The organism is Pyxidicoccus sp. M6 (genome assembly GCF_055568925.1).
On record NZ_CM145714.1, the window covers coordinates 11,963,544 to 11,981,047 of the forward strand.

Sequence of the window (17,504 nt, forward strand, 5' to 3'; positions counted from 1 at the left end):
TGACGCGTGGACCGAGTGCTGCTGCCAGCAACATGCCCGGACGCCAGCCAGCCTGGAGGTGCCGCGAGGTGAGCGCGGCAGTCGGTGCACATCCCCGCCACGGTCGTCCTGGCTCAACCGTCCCGCTTGAGGGCCTCGTTCGGAGCCACGCGCATCGCCGAGGCCGCCGGAAGCCAGCTCGCCGCGAGCGCGGTGAGCAGCAGCACCACGGGCGCGCCGAGGAAGATGAGCGGGTCATACGTGGAGACACCGAAGAGCATCGCCGCGAGCGCCCGCGCCACCAGCGCGGCCCCCACGAGCCCCGCCATGAGCCCCAGGCCCGTGAGCCGCATCCCCTGCCCGATGACCATGCGCAGCAGCCGGCGCGGCGTCGCCCCCAGCGCGCTCCGAATCCCCAGCTCGCGGGTGCGCTGCGCCACCCAGAAGGCGAGGATGCCGTACAAGCCCACCGCCGCCAGCACCACCGCCAACACCGCGAACGCGCCGAGCAGCCCACCCACCACGCGCGCCTGCGCATAGCTCTCCTCCACCACCGTCTCCAGCGGACGGGCCTTCACCATCCGGAGGCTGGCATCCGTCGCGCGGAGCCGCTGGTGCAGCAGGGGCATGAGCTGTCCGGCGGGCAGCGTGGACTTCACCGCGAGGTTCAGGTTGTGGCGCAGGTCCTGGAACAGGGGCACATAGATGTCCCCCGAGGGCATGACGGAGAGCCGCTCCATCGGCACGTCCCCGACGACGCCCACGACTTCGTGGACCTTCCGCTCACCCGAGTCCACCACATCCAGCTCGAGCCGCGCCCCGACGGCGCTCCGCCCCGGAAGGAAGCGGCGCGCGAAGGCCTCGGTGACGACGACCACGCAAGGGCTGGAGGCCGTGTCACGCGCGTCCGGATAACGGCCCTCCTTCAGCGGAATCCCGAGCGCCTGGAAGTAGCCCCCGGTGACGGGCACGTAGCCCACCTGGGGCGAGGCCTCGCCGGACGAGGCCTCACCCACGAGCTGGAAGCGCGTCGTCTGCCGCCACACGCTGCCCGAGAAGGGCAGGTTGCCCGTGAGCCCCACGGCGGACACGCCGGGAATCGACTCGATGCCGGCGAGGAGCTCCCGAGCAACGGAGGCCGCGGCGTCTTCGCCGGAGTACTTCTCCAGTGGCAGGAACACCTCCGCCACCGTCACGCCGCGCGGCTCGAAACCGAGCGGGACATCCTGGAGCTTCCACACCGTGCGCAGCATGAGCCCCGCGCCCACCAGCGGCACCATCGCCAGCGACAACTGGACGACGACGAGCACGGAGCGGGTGAGCCCCAATGAGGTGACGCGCGTGCCTCGCGCCATGGAGACGAGCGCCCCCGTCCCCCGCGAGGCATGGAGCGCGGGCAACAGGCCCACCAGCACCGCCGTCGTCAGGGAGACCACCGACGCCGTCACCAGGACGAAGGGCTCCACGCCCGGCCCGGACATGAGCTGCGGAGGGACGAGGGTGCCCATCAAGTCCCGCCCCCACAGCGCGATGAGCAGGCCGAGGACGCCGCCGAGCAACGCACGGACCGCGCTCTCCACGAACACCAGCCGGACCAGGTGTGCCCGGCTCGCGCCCAGCGCGAGGCGCACCGACATCTCGTGCAGGCGCGAGCTTCCCCGCGCCAGGAGGAGGTTGGTGAGGTTGGCGCAGCCGAGCAGCAGCAACAACGCCGCCACCACGCTCACCACCTGCAACTGCGTGCGGGACTGCTCGACCCAGAGTTGATGCAGGGGCTCCACGCTCGCGCCGGTGAGCACCACGCCCGGAACGCGCTCGGTGTCCAGGGCCAGCCGGACGAGCTCGGAGCGCCCCTGCTCGGGAGTGAGGCCCGGCTGGAGCCGACCGAAGACGCGCAGCGCGCTGCCCTGCTCGGTGGCCGGGTCCAACGCCAGCGGCTTCCAGACCTCCACCTCCGGCTCGAGCTGGAAGCCCGCGGGGAGGACACCGACGATGGTGTGGACCCGGTCATCCAGGACGATGCTCCGCCCGAGCACGCGCGGGTCCGCGCCGTACAGCCGCTGCCACAGGGAATGCGCGAGCACGGCCTCGGAGTCCCCGCCGGGCACCTCGAGCTCCGCGCCCCAGAGCCGCCCCAGCACGGGCTGCACTCCGAGCATCGGGAGGAGCCCGGCGGAGGCGCGGCCCACCGTGAGCCGGTCATCCGCCTCGGTGCCGCTGAGGACCTGCCGTCCTCCATGGAAGCCCTCGATTCGGGAGAAGCTCCGCGCGCCCTCGCGCCAGGCGTTCCACACGGGGAGCGTCACGCGGACCCTGTCGCGCAGGGGCCCCGCGCCCGCGCCCGGCGTGGTCGTCTGGAAGAGCCGGTAGAGCTGCGAGGCCTCCGGGTACGGCAGGGGTCGCCAGAGCACCTGGTACACGATGCTGAAGACGGACGTGGTCGCTCCAATGGAGAGCGCCAGCGTGGTGACGACGACCGCGGTGAACACCTTCTCGCGGAGCATCGAACGCACGGCGAGCCGGAGTTCCTGGAGGAGTGAGGCCATGGGGGGTGTATCGGCGCGAGCGGGCAGACCCGTGCGAGGGGCCTGGGAGGGACGTCGCGGATGTGAGCAACAAGAGTGCCATGTCCGGCCACTCGAAGACGGAGCCTCCCGCCTCGCTGCATGGCGGCGAGCCGTCTCGGCCGCCTGGCGGGCATGCCCGGAAGTGGGAACACGCGGTCCCATTCCCGGGCACACCTCGGGCACCGTCACGCTCGCGGCCCGGCTCCTTGCGGCATCGTGCGTCGGCCGACCTACGCCTGCGGCATCGCGCGCCCGGCCGCAGAGGATGCATCGAGAGGGAGCGGCAGAGTGGCGTCCTCGCTGGAACGCAGGCCCTCGGCACCGGGGGCCAATGGCCGCGCGCCGGTGAGCCACTCGCGCGTGCGCGACACCAGCCACTTCACGCCCAGCAGCGCGTCCTTCACCAGGGCCACGGGCGCTCGAGCCGACAGCAGCGGTGGCCCCTTCAGCGTTCCCTGCGGCGAGTCCTCGGGCATCGGATTGATGCCCACGCCCAGCTCGTAGACCATCTTCCCGCCGAGCGACGCCGTGTAGAGCGCCAGCCCGCACGCGGCGAGCCCCAGCACCGCCGTGACGACGGTGGGCTCGCGCTTCAGCCGCCACGCCGTCACGCCCAGAGCCCCGAGCAGGATGACCGAGTTGCCCACGCCATGCAGGAAGGTCATGTCCCGGGCGCGAGGAGAATCCATCCGCACCTCCTGGCTGGCGGCCAGTCCCGCGACACCCGCGAACACGCCGCTCAGCGTGCCGGCCACCCACACCCGACGAGCGACCCTCGCCCAGGCCCGGTCACCCGTCGCCACCGAGATGAGGTCCGCCACCGCCGCCGTGGGCAGCAGCGCCAGCGGTGCGTGGACCACCGAGGGGTGCAGCTCATGCAGCAACATCTCTCTCTTCATCGCCCGCCCTCCTGGCTTCGACGATGAAGGGTAGGCACCCCACTGAGCCACGGCAGGCACGGCTGCCTGCCCGCCCTGCATCCGGATCCGCTCCTGTCGTGCGGTCTCGCCTCCGTGTCTCAGGCAGTAACGCCAGACTGCCTGCCCTCCAGGGGGCTTCCATCCAGTCGTCGCGTTCCGGCTTCATGCCCTGGAGGGATGACGCGAGCCTGCCGAGGCCTCCAGCGGGACGCATCCGACCGGAGTGTCCTGTCGCCATGCCTTGAAGCGATGGAACGCGTCTGCCTGCCCTCCAGCCTGACGGTGCTCAGCCGGCGTGTCCCGCGTCCAGGCTCTGCATCTGGGACACTGGGATGGTGAGGGGCAGCTCCTGCCGGGTGAGCACTTCACAACCGTCGGCGGTGACGAGAATCGTGTGCTCGAACTGGGCGGAGAGGCTCCCATCCTCCGTGACCACGGTCCATCTGTCCGGCATCACGCGGATGCCCTTGCGTCCGAGGTTCACCATCGGCTCGATGGTGAGGACCATCCCCGAGCGAAGCTTGATGCCCGTGCCGCGCCTCCCCGTGTGAGGCACTACCGGCGGACCATGCATCTGGTGACCGATGCCATGGCCGCCGAACTCCTCCACGACGGAGCAGCCCTCCTTGTGCGCGAGCTCCTCGATGGCCGCGCCGATGTCGCCCAGCTTCGCGCCATGACGCACCACCGCGATGCCCGCGTCCCGGCAGCGCCGCGCCACGTCCACCACGTGCCGAGCCTCCGCCGACACCTCTCCGATGAGGAACGTGGCCGAGGTGTCCCCGTGGAAGCCGTCGAGGAATGTCGTCACGTCCACATTGATGATGTCACCCGGAGCGAGGTGCTCGTCCGGACGAGGGATGCCGTGGCAGACCACGTGGTTTCGACTGGTACAGACGGTGGCGGGGAAGCCGTGAAAGCCCAACTGGCTTGGCCTGCCACCCCGGCGCACCGTGTCCTCGCGAACCCACGCGTCGATGTCCGCCGTGGAGATTCCGGGCGCGAGCCGCGACGCCACGTACGCCAACGTGCCCGCGGCCGCCTGGCTGGCGCGACGCAGGCGCTCCACGTCGGTACCCTTGAAGAGGGGAATCGTCATGCCGGGCAAGGTGGCGTCCATCCCGGCACTCCGTCCAATGCTGTTTCAGCATGACAGAGAGCCCGGCGTGTACCGGGCCTTCGGAGCGCGGTAGTCTCCGGACCGTGAGCCTCACGCACATCCAGTCCTTCGTCGCCGTGGCCGAGGAGTGCCACGTGGGCCGAGCCGCGCGGAGGCTGCACCTGACGCAGCCTCCGCTCAGCCGTCACATCCTCGCGCTCGAGGACGAGCTCGGCGCACCGCTGTTCGAGCGGACGGGGCGCGGCATGCGCCTGCTCCCCGCGGGCGAGGCGTTCCTCGTCCACGCTCGCCGCATCCTCGCGGAGGTCGACGCGGCGGTGCACACGGTGCGAGGCGTCGCGAGCAACCGCACCAGCATTTGAGCCTGACCTTCCTCGCGAAGGACGACGCCGCCAGCTCCACCATCGGCTGGCTGCGCGGTACACACGCCTATTCATGAGGTGAGGACCCCGCGGAATGACGGTTCCCTCCACTTTGGAGGCACCGCATACCAGCTCCTCAGCACAACCTGCTGAATGCCCCGCGATGGTCACTCCGGTGTCAGGAGAAGTGCCTTGAGGAATGAGCATTCCCTCCGTTGCAATGCCCCCATTCCGGGCAGCCAGCGCCAGGTCCTGAATGTGCGGCGCCCTCCGCTCCGTCAGGCGGAATGCATGGCGGAGTGAGCGCTCCTTCCACCGTGGCGGCATCACGAGCCAGGCATTCCAGTTCCAGAACCTGGATGCGCGGCGCTCACCTCTCCGTCGTCAGGCGAAGTACCTCGTGGAACGAGCGCTCATTCCACCACTGCGGCACCACGAGCCAGGCATTCCAGTTCCAGGACCTGGATGCACGGCGCTCACCTCTCCATTGTCAGGCGAAGTACCTCGTGGAATGAGCGCTCATTCCACCGTGAAGACACACGAGCCAGGCGGTCAATCCCAGCTCCTGCATGGAATGACGAGGCCCATGAGGCCTTCAACGTGCGCTGACGCTCGAACCTGGGACGTCACCTCGTGGTGCTCCGCATGTCAGACCCATCCGGTAGACAGGCAGTCACTGACGATGTGTTCCCGGCAGCTGGTCGCCGAGGGTGTGGGAAGGGGATGGGGTCATGTGGTTTCACGAATCGGTGCACGCCAACGCCATGCACGGCATGGCGAAGGTCCTGGCGGATCGCGGCTACGAGAAGGTGCAGACCTGGGAACTGGCGCGAGTCATCGGCTGCTCGGTGGGTACGCTGTACCGCCGCTACGGAAACAAGGAGGGCATCTCCCTCGCGGTTCGTGACTTCACCGAGATGTGTCTCAGTGAGCAGGCACGCTCGGCCTTCGAGTGGAAACGCCAAGAGCCGGGCGTGGGCTTCCGCGAGGCCTTCCATGCATGGTGGTGGGAGCTGGCGTGGTGGGCGTTGCAACAACGAGCCCTCTTCGCCTTCACCTTCCTGCACTGGCATCCGCGGGCCCATACACCGGATACGCACCCGCCGTTCTGGCCTTCGTACCCGGGAGCCATCATCCGCTCGCAGTCATACGGCGGCGCAACCCGGGCACTGGTGCGCGAGGTGCTGGAGATTGGCGAGCGCGAGGGCGTCTTCGCTCCTGGCTGCGGCCGCGTGGGCGAGAAGCTGGTATGGGGCGCGCTGACGGAGCTGGCGCGCTCGGTGGCGCAAAATGATGCACAGGTGGGCGAGGCCGAAATCCTCGCCTCGGCCACGGCACTCTGGCGTGCACTGATTCGTCCCGAAGACTCCGGCCCGCGAGGTGCTGGCACTCCCCCTCCCACCACGAAGGAGCCCTCCCCCGGAGAAATGAGCGGTTTCGCGACGGCGGGTACATCGCTCTCACAGGAAATGACAGTCGCCGCCCCACCTCCTGGTGATGCGACCTCAGCGCGAACAGCGGCGGACGAAACTTCCTTGCGAGCAGAGGCGCATGCGACTTCAACGCAGACAGCGGCGGATAAGACTTCAGGGCTGACCGTAGCGAATGCGACTTCAACGCGGACAGCGGCGGATGCGACTTCAGCGCCGACCGTGGCGGATACGACATCAGCGCCGGCCGTGGCGCATGCGACCTCAGCGCCGGCCGTGGCGGATGCGACTTCAACGCGGACAGCGGCGGATGCGACTTCAGCGCTGGCTGTGGTGGCGGGAGCGCAGCCACCTCGTGCGAGCGAAGCAGCCGAAGTCCCTCACGTGAAGCTGGAGTCGGCGCTGGCGACTGGCTGTCGGACCAGGTTCGTCCTTCGGCGAAGCGCATTCACGGGTCCGAGGGCGGTCCGGCGGCGGGCAGGAGCAGCCCATTTCGCAGGCCGCCCTCGGACACGAGCCGCCCGGCGTCGTTCAGCACGTGACGGTGACCCCACCTGCAGTCCTCAGCCGCTGACGTCACCGCGTGCCCGTCAGCCGGTGCATCCGGTAGAGCAAGCGGAATGTCCGGACCGTGCACGCCGCAATTCCCTTCGAGCCACTCTCCGTGCTCCGCTCCATGCCTTCGACTCCGTCCCTGGGCGCTCCTGCTCGCGCTGTTGCTGTCAACAGGAGCAGGAGCGCAAGCCTCCGACGGCGGCGCGGACGGGTTCGTGGCCACGGCCGGAGACGGAACTGACGCGGGCGTCGCCACGACCGGAGACGGAGCCGATGCGGGCGTGGCCTCGGAGCCTGGCACTCCTGCTCCCGAAGGCGCGCGCTCCTCCGCCGGAACCGTCATCACGGGCACGCGACTGCCCCGTCCCATGCGCGACGTCCCCGCCACCACGGTGGTGATTCCTCGCGCTGAAATCGAGCGGAGCCCCACACTCACGCAGGATGCGCTCGTGCGCACCCTGCCCTCCGCCACCACGTTCCGCCGCACGCCCAGCCTCGTGTCGGACCCCACCGCGCAGGGGCTCAACCTCCGAGGGCTCGCGCCCTCGGGCGTCGCTCGCGGCCTCGTGCTCCTGGACGGCATTCCCGTGAATGACCCGTTCGGCGGGTGGATTTTCTGGCGTTCGCTGCCCCGGCTCGGGCTGGAGCGCATCGAGGTCGTCCCCAGCGGCAGCTCCGCCCTCTATGGCAGCGCCGCGCTCGGAGGCGTGGTGCAGCTCGTCTCGCGTCCCATCGCACGCCCCGAGCTCGCGGCGGACCTCGCCTACGGCAACCTCGACACCGGCTTCTTCGCCGCGCGGGGCGCCGACACCTGGGGCCCTGTCCGCGCATCGCTGGAGACGGAGCTGCTCACCAGCGACGGCTATCCCCTCGTCGTCGCCTCGCAGCGGGGCTCCATCGACACGAACACGCCCAGCAACCACGCCGTGCTCAATGGCCGCGTCGAGTCGGACGTCTCGGAAGCGCTCTCCGTCTCCGCCCGCGCGGGCCTCTTCCGGGAGAACCAGAACGGCGGCACTCGCTCCACCACCGCCCGCGTGGAGCAGGCCCACTTCGGCGCGGGTGCCCGACTTCGCACGGAGAGACTCGGCACCTTCGCCCTGGACGTCTACGGCCGGTTGCAGCGCTTCGAGCAGCAGCGCGCTCGCGTGGCGCCGGACCGCGCTGTCGAAGCGACGGCGGCCTCGCAGGACGTGCCCGCGGATGACCAGGGCGCATCACTCGTGTGGACGGTTCCTGCGTTGACGTGGGGCGGCACGCACGTGCTCACTGCTGGCGCGGACGTCCGGCGCATGGCAGGCACCTCGGAGGAGCACCTCTTCCCTCCCGAGCCCACCCCGGCCTCCACGCTGCTGCGCGCCGCGGGTGGCGAGCAACTCTCCGGCGGCGTCTTCCTCCAGGACCTCTACACCGTCTCCCCCGCGCTGGAGCTGTCCGCCGCGCTCCGCCTGGACCTCTGGCGCAACTCGCAGGGCGAGCAGCGCGTGGAGCGTGCCAGCGGCGACGTGGAGACCACCGCCTTCGAGGACCGCACCGAGCAGCAACTCAGTCCGCGCCTGGGCATCCGCCTGCGTCCCGTGGACTGGCTCACCCTGCGCGCCTCCGGCTATCGCGCCTTCCGCGCCCCCACGCTCAACGAGCTGTACCGTCCCTTCCAGGTGGGCACCGTGCTCACCGCCGCCAACGCGGACCTGCGCGCGGAGCGCCTCTGGGGCGCGGAGGCCGGCGTCGAGGCCGGACCCTTCCAGGGACTCACGGCGCGCGTCACCGGTTTCTGGAACGTGCTCGACGACGCCATCACCAACGTCACGCTCGCCGAGCCGCTGCCGGACGGCACCACCCGCCAGCGGCAGAACCTGGGCCGCGCGCGCGTGCGCGGCGTGGAGGCCGGCGTGGACTGGCGGCTGTCAGCCCGGTGGACGGCGCTGCTCGCGTACACCTTCGTGGACCCCACCGTCCTCCTCGCGCCGGGACAGCCGGAGCTGGTGGGCAAGCAGCTCGCGCAGGACCCTCGGCACCGGGGCACGGCCATCGTCAGCTTCGAGGACCCGGCCCTCCTCACCGCCACGGTTCAGCTTCGCGTCACCGGGCCGCAGTACGAGGACGACCTCAACGAGCGCGGCATGGGTGGCTATGCCCTGGTGGACGTGGCCGCGAGCCGCCACCTCTTCTGGAAGCTCGACGTCTTCGCCGCGGTGGAGAACCTCTTCGACCGCGAGTACCTCGCCGGTCGCGCGGGCGTGGACACGCGGGGTCCACCGCTCATGGCGCGCGTGGGCCTGCGGCTGCGCGGAGTGCCCTGAACACAGCATCCCCTGCCAGGAGCACCCGCGCGGGGCATGAGCTGCACGAGGCGGACTGGCCCGCCATCGCCGAGGCCCTCATCGCCCAGACCGGTGCCGCGCGGGCGCCGCGGTGAGCCTGTCGCCGGCTCAGCGAATCGTGCACACGCGCACCGCACACCGGGCCGTTGAACCAGCGGCCCTCTCAGCGAATCGTGCGCACCGGCCGCACCGGGCCGTTGAACCAGCGGCTCAGCTCCACCACGTCGTCCACGCGGCGCGCGGGCGGCAGGCTGGAGAGAAAGACGCGACCGTACGCCTTCGTCACGATGCGCCTGTCCAACATCGCGACGATGCCCCGGTCCGCCTGCGTGCGGATGAGCCGCCCGAAGCCCTGACGCAACGCCAGCGCCGCCTGCGGCAACTGGTACTGCTCGAAGGGCTCCTCGCCCCGCTGCTGAATCTGATGGATGCGCGCCGCCACCAGCGGGTCCCCCGGTGACGCGAAGGGCAACCGGTCGATGATGACCAGGCTCAGCGCGTCCCCCGGCACGTCCACGCCCTCCCAGAAGCTGTGCGCCGCGAAGAGCACACTCGGCGTCTCGCGGAAGGCCTCCAGCAATTGCTGCTTCGGCCGCTCGCCCTGGAGCAGCGCCTGGTAGGGCAGCCGCCCCGCCGTCAGCTCGTACGCGCGCACCATGTTGCGCAACGAGGTGAAGAGCACGAAGGCGCGGCCTCCCGTCACCTCGCAGAGCTGGAGGATTTCCTCCGCCGCCGCCTCGATGAAGCCCGGCGCCGCCGGGTCCGGCAGATGCGTGGGCGTGTACAGGGCCGCCTGCGTGGGGAAGTCGAACGGGCTGGGCACCGCCAGCGTCCGCACCTGCGTCACCGGCTGCCCGTCCTCGCCGTACAACCCCATCCGCTTCGCGAAGAAGTCGAAGCGGCTGTCCGCCGCCAGCGTCGCGGACGTGTACACCACCGTGTCGAGCGCGCCGTACATCCGCTCGCGCAACTCCTTCGCCACGTCGATGGGGCTGGCGCGCAGGAAGATGCCCTTGCCACGCTGCTCCGCCCAGTACACGTGGTCCGGCGACTCGGCCTTCAGCAGGAAGCCGAGCTGCTCGTCCAATTCGTCCGCGCGGCGCGTGAGGGCCGCCAATTCCGGCTCGCGCTCGCCCACGGTGAAGGAGGACATCGCGCCCAGCGACTCGCGCACGCTCTCCACCGCGGTGGACAGCTTCTCCATCGTCTCCGGCTTCAGCGCCACCGAGGACTCGAGCCCGGACAGCCCCAGCGCGCGAGGCGCCTGCGCGAAGAGCGCCTCCGCGCTGCTGCGCAGCCGCGCCGCCAGCGCGCGCAGCATGGCGTGACGCGAGTCCTCCTCCTTCAGCGCCACGACGGCGTCCCGAGCCAACTCCTCCAGCCGGTAGTTGGAGACGCTCACCCCGAAATGGCCGCTGGCCGCGTCCTCCAGCGCGTGCGCCTCGTCGAAGATGACGGCGTCGTACCAGGGCAGCACACCCTCGTTGCGCTTGCCGGAGCTGCGCAGCGACAGGTCCGCGAAGAAGAGGTGGTGGTTCACCACCAACAGGTCCGCGCCCTCCGCGCGCTTGCGCATGCGCGTGACGTGGCAGTTCTCATACAGCGGGCACTTCGTGCCCATGCACGTCTCGGACGTGGTGGACAGGCGCGACCAGGCGCTGAAGGACTCGGGGAGGTCCAGCTCGGCACGGTCTCCCGTCTCCGTGGCATCCGCCCACTTCTTCAGCTTCGGCCAGAGGCGGGCCTCCTCGCGCGAGGAGAACTGCGGGTCCTTCGAGAACGCGTCGTAGCGGTGCAGGCAGAGGTAGTTGCTGCGCCCCTTGAGGTACGCGGCCTCGAACTGGAGCCCCATCTTCTCCCGCATCAGCGGGAGGTCCTTGAAGAAGATCTGGTCCTGCAGCGTCTTCGTCGCGGTGGACACCACCACGCGGCGCCCCGACAGCAGCGCGGGCACCAGGTAGGCGAGCGTCTTGCCCGTGCCCGTGCCGGCCTCCGCCAGCAGGTAGCTGCGCTCGTTGAAGGCTCGCTCTACTGCGCGTGCCATCTGGAGCTGCTCGGGGCGGTGCTCGTACGCGGGCAGCGCCATTTCGAGCGCCCCTCCGGGACCGAGGAGGCTGTCGACGGTGTGGGACGTGGAACTGGGGAGCGACATCGGCACCGGACGCAAGGAGAACGGGGGCGGCCGGACAAGATAGCAGCGAGCCCCGATTCAGGCGCGTTTCCGTCCACCGCCGGCCCCGGCCCCTCGCATGCCCGGCCGGTCCACGGGGAGGCACCCACCGCGCCGGGGCGTGCCTCAGGGCCCCGACATCCGCTCGCGCCGGGGCGTGCCTCAGGGCCCCGACATCAGCTCGCGCAGGTTCTGGAACATGAACACGGCCATCGCCACCAGCGCCAGCAGCAGCACCGTCAGGGCGAGGGTCTTCACGCGCTTCTGCGCGGCGGACGGGCCGGAGGTCACCTCGGACGTCGCGGGCACCACCAGCGTGGCCCGCCGCACCAGCTCGTCCCGGCCGCGCTGGGCCATCGTATCGTCCGGCGCCCGCGCCAGCCGCAGCCGGTATAGCCGCCCCAGCATGGCCAGCTCGCCGCGCCCCATGGCCAGCGTCATCAGCCGGTCATGCGCGTCCCAGTCGTCCCACCGCGCGGCCAGCGCCTGCCATGCGTCCGCCAGCACGGCGGATGGCCGGTGCTCGTCCGCGCTGAAATTCACATACACGAGCCCGCACTGCGTACAGGACTCCGCGTCCTCGCGCCGGGGTGCCACACACTTGGGACAGGTGCCCGGCGGCGCCTCGAAGAGCGCCTCACCGGGCGGGGGCGCGCTCGCCGTCCGCCCCCGCACCACGCGCAGCGACGGCGAGCTGGCGCGCGTCAGGCCCGGAGGGACGGGCGGGCCGGAGACAGTGGCGACGGGCTCCGGCGGCGGAGGACTGCCTGGCGTGCCGCCCGCGCCCTCCCCGGGCAGCGAAGAAGCACCCACCGCGTAGGACGAGGCCATGCGAGCGCGGCTCTCCTCGCCGCAGCGGTCGCACTTCACCACGAGCACGCCCGCCTCCACCCGGAACACCTCCAGGGGCACGAGCCGCTCGCACGCCTCGCACTGGAACTTCATGACACCACCTGCCTCAAGGGGATGGGCATCGCACAGCCGATGAGTGCCAACAGGCACAGCGCGCAGATGATTTTGCGTGAAAGGCTGAGCGGCTCGCGAGGCTCCACCACATCCGGATGACCGAAGCCCACCAGCTTGCTCGTCACCAGGAGCCACAGTCCCCATGACGCGGTGACGAAGACGGTGAGGAACAGCAGCACGAGCGCCACCCCACGCCCCACCCACCGCGCCTTCGGCCCCATTACCGCGAAGGCCAGGTGCCCGCCGTCGAGCTGCCCCACCGGCATCAGGTTGAGCAGCGTGACGAGCAGCCCGAACCAGCCGGCAATCACCACCGGATGCACGAGCACGTCCTTGCCCTCGGGCACCGGGCCCACCGCCAACCGGGTGAGCCCCTGCATCAGCAGACTGTCCCCGAACACGGTGTGCACGCCGTGGAAGGCCTCCTCCGGCGCGGGCGGCGCGTGCGTGATTTTCGCCATCACCCACGCGAAGAGGTCCCGCCCGTACGCCCACAGCGAGTCGTCCCCGGGGAAGGCCATGGGCAGGCTCGGCGCGTCCACCACCGTGGAGTGCGCCAGCCCCCAGAAGAGGATGGGAATGGCCACCACCAGCCCCGCCAGCGGCCCCGCCGCGCCAATGTCCACCAGCGCGTTGCGGTGCGGAATCCTGTCGCGGATGCGGATGACGGCGCCCAGCGTGCCCACTCCCAGCACCGGCAGCGGGATGAAGTAGGGCAGCGACGTGTCCACGCGGTGCAGGCGCGCCAGCGTGTAGTGCCCCATTTCATGAGAGCCGAGAATGGCCAGCAGCGACAGGCTGAAGGCCAGCGCGCGCAGCGCCGCGTCGGGCGAGACTTCCCCCGGCGTGTAGGGCCGCTGGAAGTGGAAGTAGAGGAGATACGAGGTGAAGGTGGTCCCCACCGTCAGCAGGAGGAGCAACAGGTGGACCCAGTACCGGGGAGCGGGACGGGCGACGGGGACGGTGTCCATGCGCAAGGAAGCCTCGGGGTTGGCTAGCAAGAGGAGGTGTGCATTGCAATGCGCCCCCGACCAGCCCCTCTGAGACAGTCTGTTTCGGACGGACCTTGACACAGAGTCGACATCTGCTACGACCCCCGGCCGCTTGAGGTCCCTATCGAACGGCCGGGCGCTCTCCAAGGACGCTCAGCCACCGCACAAGCGTCTTTTGAAGAGGGGAAGACCATGAAGAAGTTCGTCCTGTCCGCCATCGCCGCCAGCAGCCTGGTTGCCTGCACCAGCGTTGAGAGCGCCGTCGTCTCCGGTACCGAGATTGCCTCCAATGGAGAGGCCGTCGCCGTCGTTCAGGCGAACGCCCTGGGCCTGACCGCCATCTTCCACATCATCGACATCGTCCAGAGCGACCTGGACACCGTCGTGAACAAGCTCCTCATCGCCGAGGCCAAGGCCATGGGCGCCTCCAAGGTGGAGCTGCTGACCGCCGGCACCACGCCCCGTCACGGCATCTACGCGCTGACCGGCTTCATCATCGGCGTGACCTCGTCCAGCGCCACCGGCGTGGCGGTGAAGTAGTCCACACCCTCCGCGATAGCGGTGGTGAGCGGGAGGCCCCCTGGCGACAGGCGGGCCTCCTTGCTTTTGTGCAACACAGTCCCTCCCCTCTCCTTTGTCAGCTCCCATGCGCGTCCTCCTCCTGTCGTGTGCCCTCCTCGCCATTGCCGGCTGCTCCCGGAAGGGCGCGGACGCCAACCTCGCCGCGGAGGTGAGGACGAAGCTCGCCGAGCGCGACGCGAAGCTCACCAGCTACCGCATCGCCGGCACCGTGAAGGACGAGGGCATGGACGCCGTCACCTTCACCTTCGACTACCGCGCGCCGCACCGCATGCGCGGCTCGCTGGGCCCGCCCGCCTCGCGCACCTTCGCGTGGGACGGCACGCACCTGTTCCAGCAGGTGGACCCCGAGAAGTCCTTCAGCAGCTTCAAGTCGGAGCTGCCCCCGGCGAAGCTCGCCGGTTTCCTCAACCAGACATTCAGCCCCTTCTCCCCGGAGGGCTTCCGCGTGCCGCTGCTGTTGCGCAGCGCCACCGCCCGCCGCGCCACGCACCCGCGCGCGCCCGAGGCGGTGGAGCTGGTGCAGACGCTGGAGGGCGAGGCCGAGGGCGTGGAGATGGTCTACGTGCTGCGCTGGCCGAAGCTGGACTTCCTGGCGAAGCGCACCCGCGCCCCGGACGGCACGGTGGCCGAGGAGCGCGTGGAGGAGGAGCACTGCGACGAAGCGCTCGGGATGTGCGTGCCGAAGCGCCTCACCCGGTGGCTGGGAGGCAGACAGGTGGGGGAGACGGTGCTCGGCCGCGTGGAGCTGAACGTGCCGCTGCCCAATGACGCCTTCACCCTCACCGCGCCGGAAGGCTACGCGGTGCAGTCCCGGACACTGGTGGAGTCCGCTCCGGGCACGCCCCCCTCGGGCGGTTGACCGGCCTCCACATCGTCCCCACCTTCGCTGCCGGGGGTTACTGGGACATATGGTGGAGAACGTCATCTTCGACGTGGATGGGACGCTGGTGGACTCGGTGGACGAGCACGCCGAGGCATGGCGGCGCGCCTTCCTGCACTTCGGCCGGGACATTCCCTTCGCGCACGTGCGCAGCCAGATTGGCAAGGGCGCCGACCAGCTCGTGCCCGTGTTCTTCAACGACGAGGAGCTGGAGCGCTTCGGCAAGGACTTGGAGGAGTACCGCGGTCAGCTCTTCATGAAAGAGTTCCTGCCCAAGGTGCGCGCCTTCCCGCGCGTGCGCGAGCTGTTCCAGCGACTGCGCGCGGCCGGCCTCCGCATCGCCCTGGCGTCCAGCGCCAAGGAGGAGGAGCTGAAGCAGTACGTGAAGCTGTGCGGCATCGACGGCCTGTTCGAGGTGCGGACGAGCAAGGACGAGGTGGACCGGAGCAAGCCTCACCCGGACATCTTCGAGGCGGCGCTGGCCCGTCTGGGCCGCCCGGACGTGCGAGGCACGGTGGTGGTGGGCGACACCCCGTATGACGCGCTCGCCGCCAACAAGCTGGGGCTGCCCACGGTGGGCGTGCTGGCCGGCGGCTTCCCCCCGGATGATTTGCGCTCCGCGGGCTGCCGCACGCTGGTGAAGGACCCGACGGAGCTGCTCGCGCGATTCGAGGCGTCGCCTCGCGCCTGGCCGTGGAACGAGGCCGGCGCCGCGCAGCCCGCGAAGGACGAGTAGGCGCGAGCGTCTGGACTCCCCGGGGACGCGGAAGAGGCGAGCCGCGCCGCGCCCCATCTCCCACGCGCGCGGGAGATGGGACGGAAAGCCCGGCGCGCTACTTCCGCGAGCTGCTCCGGCGGCCGCCGCTCCGGCCCCGGCTGCTGGTGCTCCTACGGTTGCTACCGCGCACGCCGCCGCGCGATGACGTGCTCCGGGAGCGCTTGCTCGTGGAGCCGCGCTTCGCGGTGGCCCGGCGCCCGGCGGTGCTGCGCGACGTGGACTTGCTGCCCGAGCGCGTGGAGCGCGTGGCCTTGCGGGTGGACGCGGCGCGAGCCTTTCCACCCTTCGCACCGGCCTTGCGCGCATTCTTGCGCGCGACGGGACGGCGGCGCGCGGCCTTGGCCTTGCTGCCGGAGCCGCCCTTCATACCGCCACCGGTGAGCTTGTTGACGGTGGCCCAGGCGCGGGACTCCGCCGTCTTCTCGCCCACGCCCTTCTTCTCGTAACCCTCCTCGATGTGTTCGGCCATGCGCTTCTGCTTCGCCGAGTACTTCGCCTTGCTTCCACGTGCCATGCGTTGCCCTCCTGGCAATGGGTCGGCGCCGGTGTGGAGCCAGCGTCGCCGGAAAGGTGGGCAGCCACCTGCCCACATGGAAGCGGGGCCCCGGCCACATGTGTCCACCCGGGAACGTCGGGGCCCACATCGGCACTTGCCACCGCACCGCGGAGTGCCCGGCGCACGCGCGGAAATTCCTCCCGCAACTTCTCCGCGCGGGCCGGGTTCAGGAGGAGCGAGGCCGGACACCGCAGCACCGCCCCACCTTCTGGAGGAATCCCATGAACCGCTTCGCTTCCCACCGCCGTCTGCTCGCCGCCGCGCTGTGCTTCACCCTGCCCCTGGGCCTCGTCGCCTGTGGAAAGGACGACGCCACCGAGGACCTCTACGTCGGCGAGGCCGCCGCGTTCCTCACCGCCTCCGAGGAGGGTGGCGCCATCGGCGGTGACGCGGTGGCCGACGCGGACACCTCCACCCTGACGTCCATGGCCGGCGAGGACGTGGACACCCTGAACGTGGAGCCCACGGACGACGGCAACGTGTGCGACTTCAGCGCCCGCCGGCAGGAGGTGCTCGACAAGTACGACGCGGACGGGGACGGCACGCTGAGCCGCGCGGAGCTGGCCGACCTGAAGGCGGACCTGGGCGAGCGGCGCGAGAGCGTGCGCCCGCGCCTCGCCGCCCTGCGCCAGCGCGTGCGCCACTGGGCCTTCTGGCGGGTGCGCTGGGCCTTCGACGAGGACGGCAGCGGCACGCTGTCCGCCGAGGAGCGCGCCGCGCTGGTGGACGCCATGCAGGCCCGCTGCGAGCGGCTGCGCGACGAGCGCCTGGAGAAGTTCGACGCCAATGGCGACGGCAAGCTGGACGCCACGGAGCGCCAGGCGGCGCGGCAGGCGGTGCTCGCGCAATGGCGTGAGAAGCACCAGGCGCTGGTCGCCGAGTACGACACCAACGGCAACGGCGTGCTGGACGACGGTGAGCGCCTGACGCTGCGCCAGGACCGGGTGGCCGCCGCCCAGCAGCGCCGCGCCACGCTGATGGCCACCTACGACACCAATGGTGACGGCGTGCTCAGCAGCGAGGAGGCCCTGCCGCTGCGCGAGGAAATCCAGCGCCGCATCATCGAAGGCCGCGACGCGGCGGAGGAGTAGCCCCGTACGCTCCAAGCGGCGGAGCAGCAATCCCGCGCCGGAGCCGCGAAGGAGCAGCGCCACGCCGAAGCCGTGGAGAAGTAGCCCCCGCGCACGAGCCGCGGGGACGCGGCAGCCCGCTCGGATTCCCCCAGGTGTCGCGTCCCCGGCCCCCAGGTCGCCCTCCCGGCGTCCTGGGGGTTTCCCTTTCTGACACTTCCGCCGCGGCCCTGTCCGAGCGGGCCGCTGGCCC

Annotated in this window: 14 protein-coding genes; 7 read left to right on the forward strand and 7 right to left on the reverse strand. The window is 70.6% G+C overall.

Annotated elements, in window-relative coordinates; translation table 11 throughout:
• Window positions 1-113 precede the first annotated feature (113 nt).
• The 3 genes from ACVTJA_RS47080 to map all read right to left on the reverse strand — a co-directional run bounded on the left by ACVTJA_RS47080 (window position 114) and on the right by map (window position 4,565).
• Window positions 114-2,525, reverse strand: coding sequence for an ABC transporter permease (locus ACVTJA_RS47080; RefSeq protein WP_465830751.1), 2,412 nt, complete (start codon window positions 2,523-2,525; stop codon window positions 114-116).
• A gap of 251 nt (window positions 2,526-2,776) precedes the next feature.
• Complete coding sequence (locus ACVTJA_RS47085; protein WP_465830753.1) at window positions 2,777-3,445, reverse strand: DUF2231 domain-containing protein; 669 nt, start codon at window positions 3,443-3,445, stop codon at window positions 2,777-2,779.
• Between the two features lie 307 nt (window positions 3,446-3,752).
• Entirely contained in the window at window positions 3,753-4,565 is an 813-nt protein-coding gene (map, locus tag ACVTJA_RS47090) for a type I methionyl aminopeptidase (protein ID WP_465840688.1), read from the reverse strand.
• Window positions 4,566-4,669: 104 nt separating this feature from the next.
• Between map and ACVTJA_RS47095 the strand changes: the two genes are divergently transcribed.
• The 3 genes from ACVTJA_RS47095 to ACVTJA_RS47105 all read left to right on the forward strand — a co-directional run bounded on the left by ACVTJA_RS47095 (window position 4,670) and on the right by ACVTJA_RS47105 (window position 9,236).
• A complete protein-coding gene (locus ACVTJA_RS47095) occupies window positions 4,670-4,948 on the forward strand; it encodes a LysR family transcriptional regulator (protein ID WP_465830755.1) in 279 nt (92 codons plus the stop codon).
• Between the two features lie 773 nt (window positions 4,949-5,721).
• A complete protein-coding gene (locus ACVTJA_RS47100) occupies window positions 5,722-7,332 on the forward strand; it encodes a helix-turn-helix domain-containing protein (RefSeq protein WP_465840689.1) in 1,611 nt (536 codons plus the stop codon).
• Window positions 7,215-9,236, forward strand: coding sequence for a TonB-dependent receptor (locus ACVTJA_RS47105; RefSeq protein ID WP_465830756.1), 2,022 nt, complete (start codon window positions 7,215-7,217; stop codon window positions 9,234-9,236). The genes ACVTJA_RS47100 and ACVTJA_RS47105 overlap by 118 nt, the downstream gene beginning before the upstream one ends.
• Window positions 9,237-9,420: 184 nt before the next feature.
• On the opposite strand, the gene ACVTJA_RS47110 is transcribed toward ACVTJA_RS47105, so the two are convergent.
• From ACVTJA_RS47110 to ACVTJA_RS47120, 3 genes are all read right to left on the reverse strand, one after another.
• Window positions 9,421-11,409: an ATP-dependent DNA helicase gene (locus ACVTJA_RS47110; RefSeq protein ID WP_465830758.1), complete on the reverse strand. Its 1,989-nt coding sequence runs from the start codon at window positions 11,407-11,409 to the stop codon at window positions 9,421-9,423.
• Window positions 11,410-11,589: 180 nt separating this feature from the next.
• Window positions 11,590-12,372, reverse strand: coding sequence for a hypothetical protein (locus tag ACVTJA_RS47115; protein ID WP_465830759.1), 783 nt, complete (start codon window positions 12,370-12,372; stop codon window positions 11,590-11,592).
• A complete protein-coding gene (locus ACVTJA_RS47120) occupies window positions 12,369-13,364 on the reverse strand; it encodes a site-2 protease family protein (RefSeq protein ID WP_465830761.1) in 996 nt (331 codons plus the stop codon). Before ACVTJA_RS47120 ends, ACVTJA_RS47115 begins: the two co-directional genes overlap by 4 nt.
• A gap of 213 nt (window positions 13,365-13,577) precedes the next feature.
• Here ACVTJA_RS47120 and ACVTJA_RS47125 point away from each other — a divergent pair, with 213 nt between their 5' ends.
• The 3 genes from ACVTJA_RS47125 (at window position 13,578) to ACVTJA_RS47135 (ending at window position 15,583) form a co-directional block, all read left to right on the forward strand.
• Entirely contained in the window at window positions 13,578-13,925 is a 348-nt protein-coding gene (locus tag ACVTJA_RS47125) for a hypothetical protein (protein ID WP_465830763.1), read from the forward strand.
• Window positions 13,926-14,031: 106 nt separating this feature from the next.
• Complete coding sequence (locus ACVTJA_RS47130) at window positions 14,032-14,826, forward strand: hypothetical protein (RefSeq protein ID WP_465830764.1); 795 nt, start codon at window positions 14,032-14,034, stop codon at window positions 14,824-14,826.
• A 49-nt stretch (window positions 14,827-14,875) separates the two neighbouring features.
• Entirely contained in the window at window positions 14,876-15,583 is a 708-nt protein-coding gene (locus ACVTJA_RS47135; RefSeq protein ID WP_465830766.1) for an HAD family hydrolase, read from the forward strand.
• A gap of 97 nt (window positions 15,584-15,680) precedes the next feature.
• Here the strand turns inward: ACVTJA_RS47135 and ACVTJA_RS47140 are convergent, their stop codons facing one another.
• A complete protein-coding gene (locus tag ACVTJA_RS47140) occupies window positions 15,681-16,139 on the reverse strand; it encodes a transcriptional regulator (protein WP_465830768.1) in 459 nt (152 codons plus the stop codon).
• A gap of 263 nt (window positions 16,140-16,402) precedes the next feature.
• On the opposite strand from ACVTJA_RS47140, the gene ACVTJA_RS47145 reads away from it, so the two are divergent.
• Window positions 16,403-17,272, forward strand: a complete 870-nt coding sequence (locus ACVTJA_RS47145; RefSeq protein WP_465830770.1) for a calcium-binding protein — start codon at window positions 16,403-16,405, stop codon at window positions 17,270-17,272.
• Window positions 17,273-17,504: the final 232 nt, after the last annotated feature.

Excerpts from the sequence above, each read along its gene's own strand:
- ACVTJA_RS47080 (WP_465830751.1), bottom strand. The coding sequence starts at position 2,525 with ATGGCCTCACTCCTCCAGGAACTCCGGCTCGCCGTGCGTTCGATGCTC.
- ACVTJA_RS47085 (WP_465830753.1), bottom strand. The coding sequence starts at position 3,445 with ATGAAGAGAGAGATGTTGCTGCATGAGCTGCACCCCTCGGTGGTCCAC.
- map (WP_465840688.1), bottom strand. The coding sequence starts at position 4,565 with ATGACGATTCCCCTCTTCAAGGGTACCGACGTGGAGCGCCTGCGTCGC.
- ACVTJA_RS47100 (WP_465840689.1), top strand. The coding sequence starts at position 5,722 with ATGGCGAAGGTCCTGGCGGATCGCGGCTACGAGAAGGTGCAGACCTGG.
- ACVTJA_RS47110 (WP_465830758.1), bottom strand. The coding sequence starts at position 11,409 with ATGTCGCTCCCCAGTTCCACGTCCCACACCGTCGACAGCCTCCTCGGT.
- ACVTJA_RS47115 (WP_465830759.1), bottom strand. The coding sequence starts at position 12,372 with ATGAAGTTCCAGTGCGAGGCGTGCGAGCGGCTCGTGCCCCTGGAGGTG.
- ACVTJA_RS47120 (WP_465830761.1), bottom strand. The coding sequence starts at position 13,364 with ATGGACACCGTCCCCGTCGCCCGTCCCGCTCCCCGGTACTGGGTCCAC.
- ACVTJA_RS47125 (WP_465830763.1), top strand. The coding sequence starts at position 13,578 with ATGAAGAAGTTCGTCCTGTCCGCCATCGCCGCCAGCAGCCTGGTTGCC.
- ACVTJA_RS47130 (WP_465830764.1), top strand. The coding sequence starts at position 14,032 with ATGCGCGTCCTCCTCCTGTCGTGTGCCCTCCTCGCCATTGCCGGCTGC.
- ACVTJA_RS47135 (WP_465830766.1), top strand. The coding sequence starts at position 14,876 with ATGGTGGAGAACGTCATCTTCGACGTGGATGGGACGCTGGTGGACTCG.
- ACVTJA_RS47140 (WP_465830768.1), bottom strand. The coding sequence starts at position 16,139 with ATGGCACGTGGAAGCAAGGCGAAGTACTCGGCGAAGCAGAAGCGCATG.
- ACVTJA_RS47145 (WP_465830770.1), top strand. The coding sequence starts at position 16,403 with ATGAACCGCTTCGCTTCCCACCGCCGTCTGCTCGCCGCCGCGCTGTGC.